This window comes from Alcanivorax xiamenensis (assembly GCF_009846745.1).
Classification (GTDB): Bacteria; Pseudomonadota; Gammaproteobacteria; order Pseudomonadales; family Alcanivoracaceae; genus Alloalcanivorax; species Alloalcanivorax xiamenensis.
In genome coordinates this window covers 129,251-147,452 of record NZ_AQPF01000004.1, presented here as the reverse complement: position 1 = coordinate 147,452, position 18,202 = coordinate 129,251, and the positions used below count along the sequence as shown (strand labels likewise).

Genomic DNA, 18,202 nt, shown 5'->3' with positions numbered 1-18,202 from the left:
TATGAAAAAGAAAACCCTGACGCTCTGGTCCGCCATCCACAAGTGGACCAGCCTGATTTGCACCGCCTTCATGCTGATGCTGTGCCTCACCGGCCTGCCGTTGATTTTTCATGATGAAATCGACGCCCTGACGGACAGTGATGACTGGCAACCGGCCCATCCCGAGGGACCGATGCTGTCCCTGGACCGGATGCTGGACGCGGCGCTGGCCCAGCGGCCAGACGAAGTGCCCCTGTTCATGAGCTTCGACATCGACCGGCCGGTGGTCAATGTCACCACCGGCCCGACCCCGGACGCCGCCGCCGGCGACATGCACTTCGCTTCCTTCGATCGCACCAGCGGCGAGTTGGTACCGGGGCACGAAGGCGGCGTCATGGACTTCATTCTGCAGTTGCACACCGATATGTTCCTCGGCCTGCCCGGCATGCTGTTCCTCGGCGCCATGGGCTTGCTGCTGGTGCTCGCCATCGTTTCTGGCGTGGTGCTCTACGCTCCGTTCATGCGCAAGCTGGACTTCGGCACGCTGCGGACCAAGCGCTCAAAACGGCTCAAATGGCTGGACTATCACAATCTGCTCGGTATCGTCACCGTGGCCTGGCTCACCGTGGTGGGCCTCACCGGTGTGGTCAACACACTCGCCAATCCGATCCTGGAAACCTGGAAGAATCAGTCCCTGGCCGACCTCACCGCCGGCTACCAGGGCGCCGCCGTACCCACGCCGGAACAAATGGCATCGCTGGACGACGCGGTGGCCCAGGCTCGGCAGGCGGCTGCGGATATGACCTTGCAGTTCGTGGCCTTCCCCGGCGGCGACTGGTCCACGGATTACCATTACGCGGTGTTTCTGCACGGCAACACAGCGCTGACTTCTCACATCGTCACGCCAGCGCTGGTGGACGCCCGCACCGGAGCGTTCGCGGCCATGCGTGAGATGCCCTGGTACAACAAGACCCTGGCGCTGTCCGGACCGCTGCATTTCGGTGACTATGGCGGTTTGCCGCTGAAAATCCTCTGGTCGCTGCTCGACGTGATCACCATCGTCGTGCTAATCAGCGGCCTTTACCCGCTCCCCCGTCGCTGGCGCCGCGCACCGCCAGACACAAGCACCCCCTACGGGAGGCGCCTCATGAGCCGGCTGTCACCCAAGCGGCGCCATAATACGCCGGCGCGCATCTTCGCGGTGCCAGCAATGATCGCCCTCACCAGCCTGATCGGCCTGATCGCGGCGCTGCTGGGAGACGGTGTCCTGGACGTGGTGTCGTGGGTGGGATTGGCGGTGCCGGTGGTGATGATCGGATGGGCGATGGTGAAGCGGCGCTGACCATGCCGGGCAGCCGCTGTGGGAATCCCCCGAAGAGCGGCCCTTGGTCTGGAACAAGGGCCGCGATTCCGGCGAGAAGGACTTCAATTAATTGAAAACGGTGAAGCTTTCCGCATTGATCCACAGGTGGGCAACCACGCTGGCGGCGTAGCCCAGAGCAATCACCGGGCTCCACTTCAGGTGCCCCATGAAAGTATAAAGGCCACGCGCCTGCCCCATCAGCGCCACCCCGGCGGCGGAACCGATGGACAGCAGGCTGCCACCGACGCCGGCGGTGAGAGTGATCAGCAGCCAGTGGCCATGGGACATTTCCGGTTCCATGGTCAGCACCGCGAACATCACCGGAATGTTATCCACCACCGCGGAAATGATACCCAGGGCAATATTGGCCCAGGTCGCGTTCCAGCCGGTGTAAAGTGCTTCGGACAACATGCCCAGGTAGCCCATGAAACCCAGGCCGCCCACGCACATCACCACGCCGTAGAAGAACAGCAGGGTGTCCCACTCGGCCCGCGCCACCCGGTTGAACACATCGAATGGCACGATGCTGCCCAGCTGCGACAGGCGCTTCTCGTCACCCCGGCGCAAGTAATGGCGGCGTTTTTTCTCCAGGGAACGCGGCAGGGTCCGGCGCAAGAAATAACCGAAGAACTGCAGATACCCCAGACCGGTCATCATCCCCAGCACCGGCGGCAGATGCAGCACGGAGTGACAAGCCACCGCGGTGGCCACGGTGAGCAGGAACAGGGCGATGATACGGCGGGCGCCGCGCTTGAGCTCGACCTCTTCCTTCACGCCGCCAGGCTTGTGGCTTTTGATGAACAGGCTCATCACCACCGCCGGGATCAGATAGTTGATCAGCGACGGGATCAACAGCTCGAAGAATTCGGTGAAGTGAATCAGGCCCGCCTGCCACACCATCAGGGTGGTGATATCGCCGAACGGACTGAAGGCGCCACCGGCGTTGGCGGCCACCACAATATTGATACAAGCCACATTGATGAAAGGTTTGTCCCCTTCCGCCACCTTGGTCACCACCGCGCACATCAACAGCGCGGTGGTCAGGTTGTCGGCCACCGGCGAGATCAGAAAGGCCAGGATGCCGGTGATCCAGAACAGCTGCCGGTAGCTGAAGCCCTTGCGCACCATCCAGGCACGCAACGCATCAAACACCCGGCGCTCGTCCATGGCGTTGATATAGGTCATCGCCACCAGCAGGAACAGCATCAGTTCGGTGAACTCGAGCAGGGTGTGGCGGAACGCATGCTCGGCCTCATCGGGCATGCCGGACTGGACGTAAACCCAGCCGATCAACGCCCAGATAATACCGGCGGCCACCAATACCGGCTTGGACTTGCGCATGTGCAGCTTTTCCTCCGCCATCACCAGGGCATAGGCGAGGACGAAGATGGTGAGGGCAACGAACCCGGCCACCGAGCCGGTCAGGTCAAGGCCGCCAGTAGCGGCCAGGGCACCGGGAGCAAACAGCAGAGCCAGGATGGCGAACAGGATCCGGCCTGCTCCGCCGGGAAGAAATCGATATTGGGAGATGTCCAGAGGTCTCAACATGACAAGCCTTTCTGAATCAGAGATACGCGCACGGAAACAAAGCGGGGCGATGCTACCATGGATTGACGCATTCCAGTATTGATATGGGAACGTTCCGTAACGGAACCCGCCACCACGTCCACGGCCCCGGACGGGGATGAACTGATGAAATGGTTGTTGGCGATTGCAGTGTTGATCCTCGCTGTGCCGGCCCACGCCGACCACGAAGAACCTTTGCTGGTGGTACGGCACCGTTGGCATACCGGACTGGTGATACCCGCCGACAAACTCGTCCCTGACCTGCGGTTTCTGCGCGACCATCTGCCAGACAGCCGTTATTACGAGTTCGGCTGGGGCGACACCGATTTCTATCAACACGACAACAGTGCCCCGCGTCTGTTAAAAGCGCTGTTCTGGCCCACCGACAGCGTGCTGCACGTGGTGGCCCTGGAGCGACATCCGTCACAATTGCCGCACAAGGACCTGGCGGCGCTGTGCCCATCATCGGATCACTGGCACCAACTGACCCGGGCACTGGCGGCGGACTTTCGACGGAACGCGGACGGAACAGTGCGGACGGTGGGCCCCGGTTTGTATGGCGCCAGCCTGTTCTTCCATGCCGAGGGCACCTTCTGGCTCGGCCGCACCTGCAATCGCTGGAGCTCGCAACGGCTGCGGCAAGCCGGAGCGCCAATACGCGGGGCCCTCACCGCCGACGGCCTGATGCGCCAGCTCAAGGCACTGCCGGCAATCTGCGATACGCCCCTTAGCGGCCAACATTCCCGGGAAAATAATTAACCTTTTGGTTGACAATAAAAAAGATCACCCTTAAATTCAACCACATGGTTAACAATAAATCCGATACCCTTGATGCCGTTTTCCAGGCCCTGGCCGACCCCACCCGCCGCGCCATGCTGGCACTGCTCGCGGATGGCGAGCGCAAGGTGGGAGAGCTGGCGGCGCCCTTCTCGATGAGCCTGGCCGGTGCCTCGAAGCACATCAAGGCGCTGGAACAGGCGGGATTGCTGACCCGGGAAAGGCAAGGGCGCGTCCACGTCTGCCGATTGAACGCCGGGCCCATGGCGGGGGCCATGGACTGGCTGCGCGACTATCAGGCGTTCTGGAATGAACGGCTGGACGCTCTGGAGCAAGCCCTGCGCCAGAGTGATTGATCTTCAACCCGACCAAGAACGGCCTTTAAGGAGAACACCATGGACGATCACGCCAAGCTGACCCGGCCCGATACCCTGACACTGGAACGGCTGCTGCCCGGTCCTGTGGAACGGATCTGGGCCTATCTGACCGAATCCGGGAAACGCGCCCGCTGGCTGGCCGCCGGCCCCATGGGGCTGTTCACCGGCGGCTCGGTCACCCTGGAGTTTCACCATAATGACCTGTCGGAACCCGGCGACATCGCCCCTGAACGCCACGCCGACGCCGAGGGCGCGGTGCTGAAAGGCACCGTTACCCGCTGTGAGGCCCCGCGCCTTCTGGCATTCACCTGGGGAGAAGGCGGCTCGGAAGTGACCTTTGAGCTGACCCCCGAGGACGATCAGGTGCGTCTGCGAGTGACTCATCAGCGCCTGAGCGACAGCGAAAAAACCAGCGTGGCGACGGGTTGGCATACTCATCTGGCTATTCTGGTGGCGGAACTGAACGAGACCACACCGCCGTCATTCTGGGCATTGCACACTGAGTTGGAAGCCTGTTACCGGAAGCAATTATCGATGAATTGATTCCAGCGCGGACACCGTATTCGCTGGCGAGCCAGCTTCCCACAGCGGCGTCGTAATCCCCCGATGGGAAGCTGCTTCAGCAGCGAATACAGCGCGAATTCATACCCCCAAAGCCAGCAGACTGGCCACCGCCATGGATTCAGCGGTCACGGACCGGCGCCTCCTGCCCTTTGACTCGGGCGCGGATCCGCTTGGATTGGGTGCGCGCCCGGCCGGCCAATTGCCGGGCCAGCTTCTCGCAATCGCCCAGATACTGTTCCGGCCGCAAAGCGGCGCCAAGCCGCTCCGCCTGAATCACGCCGGCAACACCAGGCGCTTCCGCCAGAACCTGGTCCAACGGACGGCCATCACGCAGGGACTCGAGCGATGCCGCGTGCACCAGATCATGGGCCCGCTGGCGCCCCATGCCATGGCGCGCCAGTTCCATCATCAGATTTTCACTGTTGATCAGGCCACCCGTCAGCGCCAGATTTTCCCGCATTTTTTCCGGGACAATGCGAAGCTTGTCCAGCAGTTCCACCAGCGACGCCATCATTTCCAGCGCCAGGGGGCAGGCGGTTTCCAGGGAGGTGTACAACATCTTGCTTGAAGCCGCGTCGCCCTCATGGCTGACCTGAACCGCCTCCAGCGCCAGGCTGACCTGGGCCCGCAACTGAGCAGCGACAGCGATGACGTCAACGGAAATCTTGGGATTGACCTTCTGCGGCATGGTGCTGCTGCCCACCACCAGATCGCCCAGATCCTCGTAAACCTCCCCATATTCCTCGGACATCAGGACAAACAGCTCCTGAGCAATCTTGGAACAGGTCGCCGCCAGCAATGCCAGCAGCAACACATACTCCACCATGTGGTCGTTCACAGAACGGCTCGGCACCTCGAAGCATCCCAGACCCAGTTGTTCGGCGAGGCGCCGACCAAGCGCCTCCCCTTCTTCACCAAACGAGTGCATCGCTCCCACCGCGCCACCGAACACCAGGGTGAAGACTCTGGGCTCGGCGGCGCGCAGGCGCTCCTCGTGCCGGAGCAGCTCATCGATCCAGGTCGCCACCTTGAAACCGAACGTGATCGGCAAGGCGTGTCGGCGCTGGGTACGGCCGGCCATCGCTTGCGCGGCGCCGTTATCGGCCAGCACCGCCAGGGAATCCAGACTGGTGGCCAGGAGCCTGAGCAAGCGGCGATGCGCTTCGCGCATCAGCAATATTTCCCCGGCCTGCATGACATTCTGCGTGGTGGCTCCCCAATGCACATAATCTCCGGCATCGCCATCACAGGCCGCGGACAGGAAACGCACCAGAGAGACGATCGGCGCTTTGGTCCGCGCCATGTCCTTCAGCAGCAGGCTCTGATCAATACAATGCAGATGGCCTTTACGCGCGATTTCCTCCGCGGCCGATGCCGGAATCATGCCCAGATCCGCCTGACCGCGGGCCAGCGCCACTTCGATGTCCAGCCACGCCTGAATTTTTCGTGACATGGCGAACAGCGCCGCGGGGCTCTCGCCTTCTTCCTGATTCGCCTGGGTCATACTCTCAGCCCTTCATCGCGGTTTATTCGGTATCACGCCGTAGCAAAAAATCGATCAGCGCCGCGTTGTAACGGCGGCGATCTTCCATGTAGGGCGCATGGCCAAGTCCTTCCAGAGCCAGATGGCGCACATCGGCAATGCCGTTCAGCAAAGGCTCGGCTTTGCTCAGCGGCGCCACCCTGTCCTGATCGCCGGTTATCACCAGCGATGGCGCCCGGATCCTGTCCAACTCCGCTTGCAGGCTGGCGCGTTGAATCGCTAGGGCGGCCCGGCTCATGCCCTCCGGCCGGGACCGGGCGGCGATCCGCGCCACCTTCTGAAACACCGCCGGGTCGGTGTCGGCCGGTAACATGCCGCGAGCGCGACGCTCGCCGTAGACCGGACCGGGCAGCTCCTGAAGTTCCCGTAACCGGCGCTGGTAGCGTTCATCGGTGGCGGCGGCGGCGCTCAGACCGTGTCCCGGATGGGTACAGGACAGCACCAACCGCCGCACCCGATCGGGTTCCAGCATGGCGACACGCATCGCCACCAGCCCGCCCATGGAGTGCCCCAGCAAATTCACCGGCCCCGGCGAAATCCGTTTGATGAATTCGATAGCGACACCGGCCAGGTCGTCCAGGGTCTCCCCGGCGATGTCGGAATCCCCATAACCGGGGGCATCCCAGGCCCACATTTCCATCCCGTGGGCCAGGTCATGCAACTGATATCGCCAGCTTTCCGCGTTGCCGTTGAGGCCATGGAATAACACCACCGGGATCCCCTGGCCGGCGTGCAGAAAACTGAGAACACCGTGCTCCAGGCGCATACTGGTCCGCCTTTCACCGTACTCCAACTTGCTCATAATCCTTCTCGCTATGGGGCGGCCCTGTTCAGAAAGGCGACATCTCACCGTCACCGGAGCCACGCAGCAGATCCTTGGATGTTTCCGCACCATCCCGTCCCGGGCCATCCCCGCCAGCATCGTCGCGGTCCTGCCCGGTGGCGTCGTCACGCCGCAACGGAAACAGCGGCTCTTCCGCCTTGCCCGCCAACAGATAGCGCGCGCCGGGTCCCGACATCTTGCGGCCGCTATGGCCGATGTCGTACACCGTGCGTAGTTCCCAGTTATAGGGCACTCTCAGTTTTTCCGCCTGACGCTCATTCGCGGCATAAAAGTTTCTCCCCTTGGCCAGGCGATGGGCACCCTGAGCCCGGGCAATATCGAGCTGGCTCAGCAGCCGGTGCGAGGTATCGTTATCGGCGGTGCCAAGCATAATGACGAGGTGATGGGCGTAGGCTGCTTCCAGATCCTCCGGCTCAATACCGGTATTCTTAAGCCCGTAACGCAGCGGCAGACTCCAATCCGGAAAGGTATAGGTGCCGGAGTTGGCGGCCACCGCCGTGCGCACCCTGGCCTGGGGATAAAGCATGATCATTCTCGTCACGAACTGGGCGCCGCTGCCGTGCCCCCAAATGTCGTATTCGCTGGCGTTCAACCCGAATCGTTCGCACAACCCATCGAAGGCGCGATCAACGGCGGCGAAGGACGACTGTTCCGGAGGGTTCCGGTGCCCCTTGCTGGCGTCCACCGAGGACGAGTCTGGCGACACCCAGTTACCGGTCTGATAACCCCAGCCACTGGGGAAATCCTGTTGCGACACTTCCGGTGCCACCACCAGCACGTTGTACTTGCTCGCGTAAGGCCCCCAGAAATCCCGATAATTGTCCGCGTCACGACGGCCGCCGTGCATCACCAGCACCACCGGTGTCTCCGCCGTGACGCGATCCGGCCGCGCATACCAGAGCCGCATGTTGACCGGTTTTTCCGCCGTGCCCGCCGGCACCACGATGGAGCCGTAGCGCTCGAACGTTTCCGGCTGCACGCTCTCCTGTTCGGTATTCTCCGTATAGTCCATCGGTGCCGGCGGCGTCGACTGGCAGGCCGCGAGTGGCAAGATGAATGCGAGGGGCAATGTCAGCCGTTTCTTCATGGCGCGGATTCCTCCTTATTATTTTCGGGGGTCGGGACAGCGTCGAGGGCCTGCCCCTTGGCGAGCTGGGAGAAAACGCCGCCGGCATCGCCCGCTTTCCAGCATTTCACCAGGGTGCCGTCAGTGCTCCGCTCCCGTTCCGGCACACGGCTCCGGCACCGCGCATCGGCGAGCGGGCACCGTGGATGGAATGGGCATCCGCCCGGTCGATTCATCGGGTTTGGGAAATCACCGGTCAGATGTGGTTCGGGGACGTCCAACTCCGGCGCGATGGTCAGGGCTGAGTCCAACAGCGCCCGGGTATAGGGGTGTTTGGGGTGGGCCAGCACCTGGTCGCGATCACCGCATTCGGCGATTTCGCCCAGGTACATCACCGCCACCCGATCGGCCAGGTGGCCAACCACGGAAAGATCGTGGGTCACGAACAGATAGGTCAGGTCCAGTTCATCGCGCAGATCCAACAGCAAATTGAGAATCTGAGCCTGTACCGATACATCCAGCGCCGAGGTGGGCTCATCGCAAATCACAATCTCCGGATCCAGGATCAATGCCCTGGCAATGGCCACGCGCTGGCGCTGGCCGCCGGACAACTGATCCGGAAAACTGTTGAACACCCGCGTCGGCAGGCCCACTAATTCCATCATGCGCCGCACCCGGGCTTGTTGCTCCCCCCTCGCGCCCACCTGGTTCACCTGCAATGGCCGGCCGATGATGTCACCAATCGTCTTGCGGGGGTTCAATGATGAATAGGGATCCTGAAAAATCGGTTGGATCATGCGCGCCCGCTGCCGTGGCGGCAGCTCGCCAACGGGCCTCCCGGCCAGGGTCACGCTGCCGCTGTCCGGTATATCCAAACCCAGGATGGTGCGAGTCAGGGTGCTTTTTCCGCAGCCGGATTCGCCCACCAATGCCAGCACCTCGCCCTTGCGAATCTCCAGGCTGACGTTATCCAGAGCCTTCAGCGACTTGCGTTTGCCGAACATCCCCCGGCGTACCGAGAAGGAGCGGCTGACGCCCTCCACTTTGAGCACACAGTCCTGATCCTGCCTGGTGGCCGCCGCCCGCGCCACGGGGGGCTCAGCCGGCGACAAACGGCCCGGGGTTTCCTCCGGATCGTGACACACATAGGTACGTGCCGACCCCAGGGCCCGAACGGGGGGCGACTCGGTGAAGCACGTTTCCACCGCGCGAGAGCAACGCGCGGCAAAGGCACAGCCGCGAATCTCACCGGTCATGGACGGCACCACCCCGGGAATCGATCCAAGCCGGCGCGCCGACGCTTCACGGTAACCCGGCACGCATTCCAGCAGCCCCCGGGTATACGGATGGCGAGGATCCTCGAGTACCTGCCCGGTGGTGCCGGTTTCGACGATGTCACCAGCGTACATGACAGCGATGCGATCAGCGGCCCGGGACACCACACCCAGATCGTGGGTGATCAGGATCATCGACATGCCCAGCTCGGTTTGCAGCCCATGAAGCAGATGAAGAATCTGCGCCTGGATGGTCACATCCAGCGCCGTGGTCGGCTCATCGGCGATCAGCAGTTCCGGCTCGTTCATCAGCGCCATGGCGATCATCACACGCTGACGCTGACCTCCGGACAGTTCGTGGGGGTACTGCTTGAGACGGCTGCCCGGATCCGGCAGCCCCACTTTTTCCAGCAGCTCAATCGCGCGCCGCCGCGCCTGCGCAACGGACACGTCACCGTGCAGAGTCATCGTCTCGGTAAGCTGGCGACCGATGGAGTAGACCGGATTGAGGCTGGTCATCGGTTCCTGGAAGATCATGCCGATTTTACGTCCGCGTACTTGGCCGGCCAGCTCCTTTTCACTGACGGCGCTCAGATCGGCACCGGCGAAATTAACGCACGCCGCCGAGCGTCTCGCCGCCGGCGGCAGCAGATTCATCAACGCCAACGCCGTCATCGATTTACCGGAACCGGACTCGCCGACAATGCCGAGGGTTTCGCCACGGCGCAGCTCCAGATCCACTCCCCTTACCGCCCGGAGCGTGCTGGTTTCAGTGGGAATCGCCACGGACAGATCGCGAATCTCCAATAAGGATTCCGTGCTCATGTCAGCTTCTCCGGTTGGTCACGGTGACATCGCGAACACCGTCACCGAGCAGGTTGATGGCAATCACCAGCACGAACAGAGCGATGCCGGGCAGAATCACCAGCCAGGGTTGGAAGAACATGGCGGTCTTGCCCTCGGCGATCATCAGGCCCCAGGACGGGGTTGGGGACGGCACGCCCAGTCCGAGAAACGACAGCGTCGCCTCGTTGAGAATCGCCACCGCCACCTCCAGGGTGAAGATCACCAGGATCTGGTTCACCAGGTTAGGCAGGATTTCCTTCACCGCGATTTGCAGCCGACTACACCCCATGGCACTGGCCGCGGCCACGAAATCCAGCTCGCGGATACGCAATGTGGCAGAGCGCGTCACCACCAGATAGAACACCCAGTGGGTCGCACCGATCACGAAGATCACCACCGTGACCGACTGGCCGATCACGAACACCAGCGCCATGATCAGCAGCAGGCTGGGCACCGCCAATTGGCAGGTCACCAGAAAGTTCACCGCCTGATCCACCCAGCCCCCCAGGTAACCGGCGATCACGCCCAGAGTGACACCGATGATCGCGCCGATGGTGGCGGCGCCGATGCCGATCATCATGGATATACGCGCGCCATATATAATGCGGCTCAGGTAATCCCGTCCCAGGTGGTCGGTGCCGAACAAATGGCTCCATTGCCCGCCATCGACCCAGGCGGGGGGCAACAAACGCAGGGGCAGGTTCTGCAGATAGGGGTCGTGGGGCGCCAGCCAGGGCGCCAGTACGGCGAACAACGCCATCATCAACAGAATGCCGAAGCCCACCAGTAATCCGGTATGCCGGCGTGCGCGCCGAATCGCCACCTGCCCCGGCGTCAGCCCGAGGTGCGTCCGCTCGCCTTCCACTTCAAGCGCCAGTTCGTTGCCATCCAAGGATTTCGTTGTTGTCATATTCATCCCATCCTGATCCGGGGATCGAGCCAGGCGTTGATCAGGTCCGCCGCCAGCGTGAGCAACACGAAGGTCAGTACAAACAACAGGATCAAGGACTGCACGGTGGGTATATCGGAATTGAAGATGGACTCCACCGCCAGCCGACCCAGCCCGTTCATGCTGAATACCGATTCGGTGACGATGGAACCGCCCAGTTTGTGCCCCAGTTGCACGGCAAGCACGCTGACGATGGGCAAAAGAGCGTTACGCAGCGCCTGTCGCAGAATCAACCGATAGCCGGTAAACCCTTTGGCGCGGGCGGTGCGGATATAGTCCGAGCCCATCACGTCGAGCAAACCGGTACGGGTCAACCGCATCACCGCGGGCACCGAACTGGCGCCCAACACAAAGGCGGGCAAAACATAGTTTCGCCAGCTCGAGTCGCCAGATACCGGAAAGATTGGAAAGGTCACCGCGAACAGGATGATCAGCATCAGCCCCAACCAGAAGTTGGGAATCGCCTGGGCCGATACCGCCGTCGACAAGGCAAAGCGATCAACCCAGCTGTTTGGTCTGAGCGCGGCGCTGATTCCCAGGGGCAAAGCGATCACCACCGTAATCAACAGCGCCGACAACGCCAACATGATGGTGACCTTGGCATGTTCCTGGATCAGCTCCACCACCGGCTGTTTCCAGAAGTAGCTCTGGCCGAAGTCACCTTGCAGCACACTGCCCAGCCAATCCACGTACTGGGCCGAGACCGGTCGGTCGAAACCATACTGCTCACGAATCGCGTCCACCATCTCCTGGGGCGCGTCCTCACCGGCGATGGTCTGCGCCGGATCGGTGGCGAAGTAGAACAACCCGAAAGTGCCGAACGATACGGTCAACGCCACCAACAACGCCATCAGGGTTCTGCGCAGGACATAGCTGATCATGATCACTGCCTCCAGGCGGCTTGCCATAGCCGCGGAACGCCGTCCTCGGGTACCGGCAACGACAACGCCGGCGTAAGCAGATAATTCTGGCTATAGGAGAACAGAGGCACCCAGTAAGCCTGAGCGGCGATACGATTGAGCGCCTTGCGATACAAGCGGCGGCGCTGATCCGGATCGATGGTGTGTTCCGCCGCCAGCACCGTATCCGCCAGCGCCTGGTCACCCGAATAGTTACGATTGGAGTTGGCGGCGAAATGTACGCCGGTGGACGCGGACGCATCCGGCGTGCCGCCGCTGCCGTAAGACGCGAAGAACGCCTCCATACGTTGATCGTTACGCATCTTGGAGAAGACATTCAGCTTCACGTAACGCAGATCCACGTCCAGCCCCACGGCCTTCAGATCACTGACGATGGCCTCGGCGATAATCTTTTCCCGGTAGGCCCACAACTTGAAGGAAAAGCCCCGTGGATAACCCGCTTCCGCCAACAGCCGCCGGGCTTTCTCCGGATCATAGGAGTAACGTGGCCCGTCCGCCTGGCAACCAAACTGGCGAGGATGACAGGCATAAGGAATCGCCCGGGCACTGCCACGTACCAGATAACGGGCAATCGCCTCGCGATTGATGGCGTGGTTGATCGCCTGCCGTACTTTCAACCGGGTCATCGGCGAATCAGGATTGGAATAGCCGGCCGCGTCCAGGGTCAGATACCCGATGCGGATATCGTTGCCCCGCAGCCGTTCGACACCCGGCAGGGCACTGATGTTGTCGGCCACGTCCGGCGGCACGTCCATCATCAAATCGATACCGCCACTGAGCAGCTCCGCCTGCTGGGTGCCCTCGTCCGGGATCACCCGGAACACCATGTTCTTGATTCGCGCGCCGGCCTTGGGGCTGTCCGTGTAATAGTCCTCGAAGCGCTCCAGTACGATCCTGCGCCCGACATCGAACTGCTTGACGCGATAGGGGCCGATACCATTGAGCGGCTGATCACCGCCACGCGCATCGTCATAGGTTCCGCTCTTGCGCAACGGAATACTGATCGCCATATCACGCAGCGCCATCGGGTACGGCATCTTCAGATTGAAGCGCACCCGCAGCGGGCCAAGCTTCTCGACACTGTCGAGCCAGCCACGGATCACCGCGCCACGGCTGGTATCGGAATCCTTGCTCAGCACCCAGCGGAAGGTGTAGACCACATCCTCCGCGGTCAGACGGCTGCCATCGTGGAAGTGGATATTGTCGCGCAGAGTGATATCCAGACGGGTGTCACTTACCCATTGATAGGACGCCGCGGCCAGGGGCTCGAATTCAAGCGTCTCGGGATCGACAAAGAACAAACCATCGTCGGTGAGTCGGGACAGTATCAGCCCTTCCCTCTGGATCGAGTAAAGGCGATCCACCGTGGTCAGCGCCTTGGAGAAGGCCACCACCAGGGTATCGTCGCTTGGCCCCGCGCCAGCATTCAACGGCAGCAAGCTCACCATCATGCCGACCAGAAAAGCGCGCACCCGGATCGGGTAGCGAATCGTCATTGCTCCTCCCGTTATCGTTATTCGAATACCGGATCAGAAGATCAGGAACTGGCTTCAGTCTAGTCGGAGGCAATACATCTTAAAATTGAATATATGACATATTTAGATGCGTTTTATGCATCTTTTTAAATCACCTGATTCACCCAGTCATGGTGGCGTGGCGCCCCAGCGACGCCACCACCTGGGCACGCAAGCATTGCACCAGAGCGCTGGTGGCCGGCGTTTCCTCGAAGCCCGGGGGAAACAACAGCACGAATTCCAGCCGGTAGGCCGGTCGCAGCGGCCGCAGGGAAAAACGGTTCGGGTCCACGGCTTGTGCCGCCAGCCGGTCGATAATGGTGACGCCCAATCCATCCACGACCATCTGACAGGCCAGAGCCGTTGAGGTGGTTTCAATCTTGCAATTCAACTCCACGCCGGCTTTCTGGAAAATATCCTCCATCTGGAAACGCGGCCGCAGCCCCGGCGCCAGGGCAATGATGTCGTGCTTGACCATTTGCGCTGGCGTCACCGAGCGCAAGGCTTCCAGCGGATGCCCCATGGGCACCATTACCATGGCGTCGGTATCGAAGAATGGCCGCTGAATCACCGACGGATGATTGCAAGGCTTGGTCAGCGCCACGGCGATATCGTAATGGCGACCGGCCACCCATTGCTCGATATCACGGTGACCACGCACATCGACACTGAAACGTTGCTCCGGATACTCCCGCGCGAAACGCGCCAGGGCCGGCGATACCAGACTGCCGGCCAACCGCGCCAGGGCGACAATGCGCAAAGTGCGTTGTCCGCCCTCCTTGATCTCCTGCACGATGCGCGGCAGATCCTCCAGGTTGGCGAGGATTTTCTCCGCTTCCTGGTAAAATTGTTTGCCTTCCGGGGTCAACACCAGCCGGCGCTTTTCCCGTTTGAACAGCTTCAGCTTGAGTTCGTCTTCCAGGGTGGAGATCAAGCGACTGGTGGCCGGCTGACTCAGATTCATCACCGACGCGGCGGACACCAGAGAGCCATGAATGACCACCGCGCGAAAGCATTTCAGTTTCTTGATATTCATCGTTTCCCGCCTTGTTCTCCGCGCTTTGCTGAGCTCGTTCGTCACTTCGGCGGCGACCAAAGATGCGCAAAACGCATATATCTATACGATGTTTTCAATTTACATAAGTATCAATGATGACCGATAAAGTAAATCCGCATCGCGCTGATCCACGGCGCGCCAAGACTGACAACATTCGGGCGGGTCGGCTTTTACAACACCGAAGGCCGGGACCGGCGACGATAAAACAACAACATCCGGAGGCACCATGGGATCCTCGAACTCGCTCCTGGCGATCACCGTATCGAGCCTGATCGCCGCACCAGCGCTGGCCGCTGAATTCGACGTCGGCGGTCAGGTGAATCGCGCGGTAATGTATGTGGAAGACGGCTACGCCGCCGACTACCTGGGCGTGGGCTCGAGCACCGAGTTCTATCACGTGGACAACCGCAACAGCCCGACCCGCTTTCACGTTGGCGGCACCCAGCGCCTGATGGAAGGCTGGACGGCGGGCGCCCTGGTGGAGGTTGGTATCTATTCCAACTCCTCCAATGATGTCGATCCGGACCACAAATCCGTGGACGGCGATCTGGAAGAAAGGATCACCGATGCTTTCATCGACAGCCCGTTCGGCAAGATCACCGTCGGCCATGGTGAAGGGGCCGCCTATAATACCGGCCGCCTGGACTATTCCGGCACCGGCGTGATCAGCTTCCGCAACCCGGCGTTGATCGGGGGCAATCTGAGCTACGCGCTGAAGTCTTCTTCCTACAAACGGAAATTCGACAGCGACGGAAATTTCACCGGTATTGAAAGTTTCGACCTGCAGGAAGGCGACAATAATCGCACCTCGATCAGCGGCAGCATTCGCGATTACAACTTCGAGGGCCGCCACGACCGCATTCGCTATGACAGCCCGCGTCTGGGCCCGGTGACCTTATCCGCCAGCGCCGGTCATGACAGCGGCTCCGATGGCCACGAATCCATCCTGCAAGCGGGTTTGAAATCCGGATTGCGTGTACCCGGCGGCCGTATGCTGATCGGTCTGGGCTACTCCGTGGCCACCCGCAACGCCGACGAACTGGATCAGCGCTTCGACCCCGACTCCAGTGTCGATCCGGACATCACCACCTACGGCGGTTCAATCTCCTATTTCCATAGCGACACCGGATTCAATATCACCCTTGCCGCCATCAATCGCGAAGAGGAGCTCACCACCGAGGAAAAAACCGGCACTTTCTCCGCTACCCGTTCGGAGCTCGGCCAGTTCCGCTATATCAAGCTCGGCTACCGGCCCAGCCGCCATCACGCCTTCGACATTCACTACGGCGAGACCCGTGACCGTAACAAGGACGATGAAAAAGGCAGCGTTATCGGCATGGGGTATGTGTGGAGTCCCACGGAAATGTTCGATCTGTATGCTGGCGCCAAGATCCACAGCTTCGAACGCGGTGAATGGTGCACCGCTTCGGGCAGAACCTGCTACAACCCGGAATACGACGACATCAAGATCGTGACTACCGGCGCCCGGGTGAAGTTCTAAGGCCCCTCACGGAGTCGCGCTTGCCGATTCCCTTCAAACCACTACGACTCTTTCCTGGACCGTCGCTGGCGCTCCGCCTGCAACCAACGCTGCGCCAATAGCCGGCGGGATCCCGGATAGCTTTCCTCCATGACCCGCAGCTCGGCAATGCGATCAGTACGGAAGTGACGAAAATCCTCGCGCAACTCGCACCAGGCCGCCAGGATCCGGGCGCCTTCGAAAAATGCCAACGTCAAAGGCCAGACGGTACGCTCGGTTTCCCGCCCCTCCACATCCCGGTAGACGATTCGCAGCTTCAGTTCCTCACGCAAGGCGCGGCGCAATACGAACAGCGGTTCGCCGCGCCGGGGGGCGCTGGAGGGGCCGGCCCACAGCCCGGTGTCCTCCAGCACTTCACGCAACGTCGGCGGCACCGCCGTGGCGATCTTGTCCAGCGCGCTGTTGGCGGCATCGGCCAGTTCCTCATCGCCTTGCTGTCCGACCCAGCGTGCCCCAAGCAACAACGCCTCCAGTTCCACCGGACTGAACATCAACGGCGGCATGAAAAACCCTTTGCGCAACAGATAGCCCACCCCGGCTTCCCCATCGATCGGCGCGCCCAGGGCGATCAGACTCTGAATGTCGCGATAGATGGTGCGGGTGGATACCCCGAGTTGCTCGCTGAGAGCGCCGGCGGTCACTGGCCAGCGATGTCGGCGCAAAGTGTCGATCAATACGATCAACCGCTCCGCTCTTTGCATGGTCTCAATCCTTGGAGCGGGCCTTGGAACGGCTATGCTCGATGAGATCCTCCACCACCGCCTGCTCCTGGCGCAGATCGGTCACCACCGGATCCCGGCCAGGCAGCAGCAGATTCAACAGCACCGCCAGCAGTCCACAGAGACTGATCCCCTGCAGGGTAAAGCCGCCGCCGCTGACCACCATGCCGCCGATACCGAACACCAGCGTGGTGGCGACGATCACCAGATTCCTCTGGCGCGCCAGATCCACCCCCGCCTTGATCAGGGTGTTCATGCCGACACTGGCGATGGAACCGAACATAAGAATCAGGATGCCGCCCATCACCGGCGCCGGGATGCTTTGCAACAGCCCTCCGAAGCGGGACAGGAAGGACAACGCGATGGCGAATACGGCGGCCCACACCATTACCCGGGGATCGAATACCCGGGTCAGCATCACCGCGCCTGTCACCTCCGAATAAGTGGTGTTCGGCGGCCCACCGACCAGGGCCGCGCCCACGCTGGCGACGCCGTCCCCGAGCAGGGTGCGATGCAAACCCGGCTTGCGCACATAATCCCGGCCGGTGACATTGCTGATCGCCAGCACGTCACCTACGTGTTCGATGGCCGGCGCCAGCGCCACCGGCACCATGAAGATGATCGCCTGCCACTCGAATGTCGGCAGCACGAATTCCGGCGGCGCCAGCCAGGCACGTTCGGTAACCACGGAAAAGTCCACCATGCCCAGCATCACGGCGGAGAGGTAGCCGCACAGTACCCCGACCATGATCGGCAACAACCGGAAGAACCCTTTCGCCAGGGTGACCACCAGCAAGGTAGTGGCCAGCGATACCATCGACACCGTCAGCGCCGGTCCGTAAGCAAACAGCCTCTCCTCGCCAGTGCCGTTCATTCCCATGGCCATGTTCACCGCGGTCGGCGCCAGACTCAGACCGATCACCATGATGATCGGCCCGGTCACCACCGGCGGCATCAATACATGCAGGAATCCCGGCCCGCGCCAGCGCACCAGCGCCGCCAGCACCACATAGACCACGGCGGTGACCATCAGCGCGCCCATGGTGGCGGGCAATCCCCAGGCCTGCACGCCATGAGAGATCGGCGCGATGAAGACGAACGAGGAGGCCAGGAACACCGGGATCGAGAAGCCGGTGATACATTGGAACAACAAGGTGCCGACCCCGGCGGTGAACAGCGCCACGCTCGGGTCCAGCCCGGTGAGCAATGGCATCAGGACCAGCGCACCGAAGGCAACGAACAACATCTGCGCGCCCACCAGGACGGTGCGCGGCGCGAAGAATCCGGGAGTCGCGGACATGGTG

Annotated in this window: 16 protein-coding genes; 5 read left to right on the top strand and 11 right to left on the bottom strand. The window is 61.7% G+C overall.

What is annotated here, in order from left to right; all coding sequences use genetic code 11:
• Position 1: 1 nt before the first annotated feature.
• The gene (locus A6D6_RS04730; RefSeq protein ID WP_236563990.1) at positions 2-1,321 is read left to right on the top strand and encodes a PepSY-associated TM helix domain-containing protein; all 1,320 of its coding nucleotides are present in this window, start codon (positions 2-4) and stop codon (positions 1,319-1,321) included.
• 87 nt (positions 1,322-1,408) lie between these two features.
• On the opposite strand, the gene nhaD is transcribed toward A6D6_RS04730, so the two are convergent.
• Entirely contained in the window at positions 1,409-2,890 is a 1,482-nt protein-coding gene (gene nhaD / locus A6D6_RS04725; protein ID WP_133491991.1) for a sodium:proton antiporter NhaD, read from the bottom strand.
• Between the two features lie 144 nt (positions 2,891-3,034).
• On the opposite strand from nhaD, the gene A6D6_RS04720 reads away from it, so the two are divergent.
• Genes A6D6_RS04720 through A6D6_RS04710 form a run of 3 tightly spaced genes read left to right on the top strand, consistent with a single transcriptional unit; the run spans position 3,035 to position 4,605 of the window.
• The gene (locus A6D6_RS04720; protein ID WP_133491990.1) at positions 3,035-3,667 is read left to right on the top strand and encodes a DUF2459 domain-containing protein; all 633 of its coding nucleotides are present in this window, start codon (positions 3,035-3,037) and stop codon (positions 3,665-3,667) included.
• A 44-nt stretch (positions 3,668-3,711) separates the two neighbouring features.
• Positions 3,712-4,041: an ArsR/SmtB family transcription factor gene (locus tag A6D6_RS04715; protein WP_159660082.1), complete on the top strand. Its 330-nt coding sequence runs from the start codon at positions 3,712-3,714 to the stop codon at positions 4,039-4,041.
• A 39-nt stretch (positions 4,042-4,080) separates the two neighbouring features.
• Complete coding sequence (locus tag A6D6_RS04710; protein ID WP_133491988.1) at positions 4,081-4,605, top strand: SRPBCC family protein; 525 nt, start codon at positions 4,081-4,083, stop codon at positions 4,603-4,605.
• A 139-nt stretch (positions 4,606-4,744) separates the two neighbouring features.
• On the opposite strand, the gene A6D6_RS04705 is transcribed toward A6D6_RS04710, so the two are convergent.
• The 8 genes from A6D6_RS04705 to A6D6_RS04670 form a co-directional block, all read right to left on the bottom strand.
• Positions 4,745-6,130 carry a class-II fumarase/aspartase family protein gene (locus A6D6_RS04705; protein WP_159660081.1) on the bottom strand — a complete coding sequence of 462 codons (1,386 nt, stop codon included), beginning with the start codon at positions 6,128-6,130 and terminating at the stop codon, positions 4,745-4,747.
• Positions 6,131-6,152: 22 nt separating this feature from the next.
• Positions 6,153-6,971 carry an alpha/beta fold hydrolase gene (locus tag A6D6_RS04700; protein WP_159660080.1) on the bottom strand — a complete coding sequence of 273 codons (819 nt, stop codon included), beginning with the start codon at positions 6,969-6,971 and terminating at the stop codon, positions 6,153-6,155.
• 28 nt (positions 6,972-6,999) lie between these two features.
• Positions 7,000-8,100 (bottom strand): alpha/beta hydrolase family protein, encoded by a 1,101-nt coding sequence (locus tag A6D6_RS04695; RefSeq protein ID WP_159660079.1) that lies wholly within the window; start codon positions 8,098-8,100, stop codon positions 7,000-7,002.
• Complete coding sequence (locus tag A6D6_RS04690; protein WP_159660078.1) at positions 8,097-10,178, bottom strand: ABC transporter ATP-binding protein; 2,082 nt, start codon at positions 10,176-10,178, stop codon at positions 8,097-8,099. The genes A6D6_RS04695 and A6D6_RS04690 overlap by 4 nt, the downstream gene beginning before the upstream one ends.
• Before the next feature lies 1 nt (position 10,179).
• Positions 10,180-11,109 carry an ABC transporter permease gene (locus tag A6D6_RS04685; protein WP_236563988.1) on the bottom strand — a complete coding sequence of 310 codons (930 nt, stop codon included), beginning with the start codon at positions 11,107-11,109 and terminating at the stop codon, positions 10,180-10,182.
• Between the two features lie 2 nt (positions 11,110-11,111).
• A complete protein-coding gene (locus tag A6D6_RS04680) occupies positions 11,112-12,029 on the bottom strand; it encodes an ABC transporter permease (protein WP_159660076.1) in 918 nt (305 codons plus the stop codon).
• A gap of 2 nt (positions 12,030-12,031) precedes the next feature.
• The gene (locus A6D6_RS04675; RefSeq protein WP_159660075.1) at positions 12,032-13,564 is read right to left on the bottom strand and encodes an ABC transporter substrate-binding protein; all 1,533 of its coding nucleotides are present in this window, start codon (positions 13,562-13,564) and stop codon (positions 12,032-12,034) included.
• A gap of 139 nt (positions 13,565-13,703) precedes the next feature.
• The gene (locus tag A6D6_RS04670) at positions 13,704-14,618 is read right to left on the bottom strand and encodes a LysR family transcriptional regulator (protein ID WP_159660074.1); all 915 of its coding nucleotides are present in this window, start codon (positions 14,616-14,618) and stop codon (positions 13,704-13,706) included.
• 247 nt (positions 14,619-14,865) lie between these two features.
• Here A6D6_RS04670 and A6D6_RS04665 point away from each other — a divergent pair, with 247 nt between their 5' ends.
• Positions 14,866-16,140, top strand: coding sequence for a porin (locus A6D6_RS04665; protein WP_159660073.1), 1,275 nt, complete (start codon positions 14,866-14,868; stop codon positions 16,138-16,140).
• 41 nt (positions 16,141-16,181) lie between these two features.
• On the opposite strand, the gene A6D6_RS04660 is transcribed toward A6D6_RS04665, so the two are convergent.
• The gene (locus tag A6D6_RS04660) at positions 16,182-16,880 is read right to left on the bottom strand and encodes a helix-turn-helix transcriptional regulator (RefSeq protein WP_133491987.1); all 699 of its coding nucleotides are present in this window, start codon (positions 16,878-16,880) and stop codon (positions 16,182-16,184) included.
• A gap of 4 nt (positions 16,881-16,884) precedes the next feature.
• Positions 16,885-18,198 (bottom strand): uracil-xanthine permease family protein, encoded by a 1,314-nt coding sequence (locus A6D6_RS04655; RefSeq protein ID WP_159660072.1) that lies wholly within the window; start codon positions 18,196-18,198, stop codon positions 16,885-16,887.
• Positions 18,199-18,202: the final 4 nt, after the last annotated feature.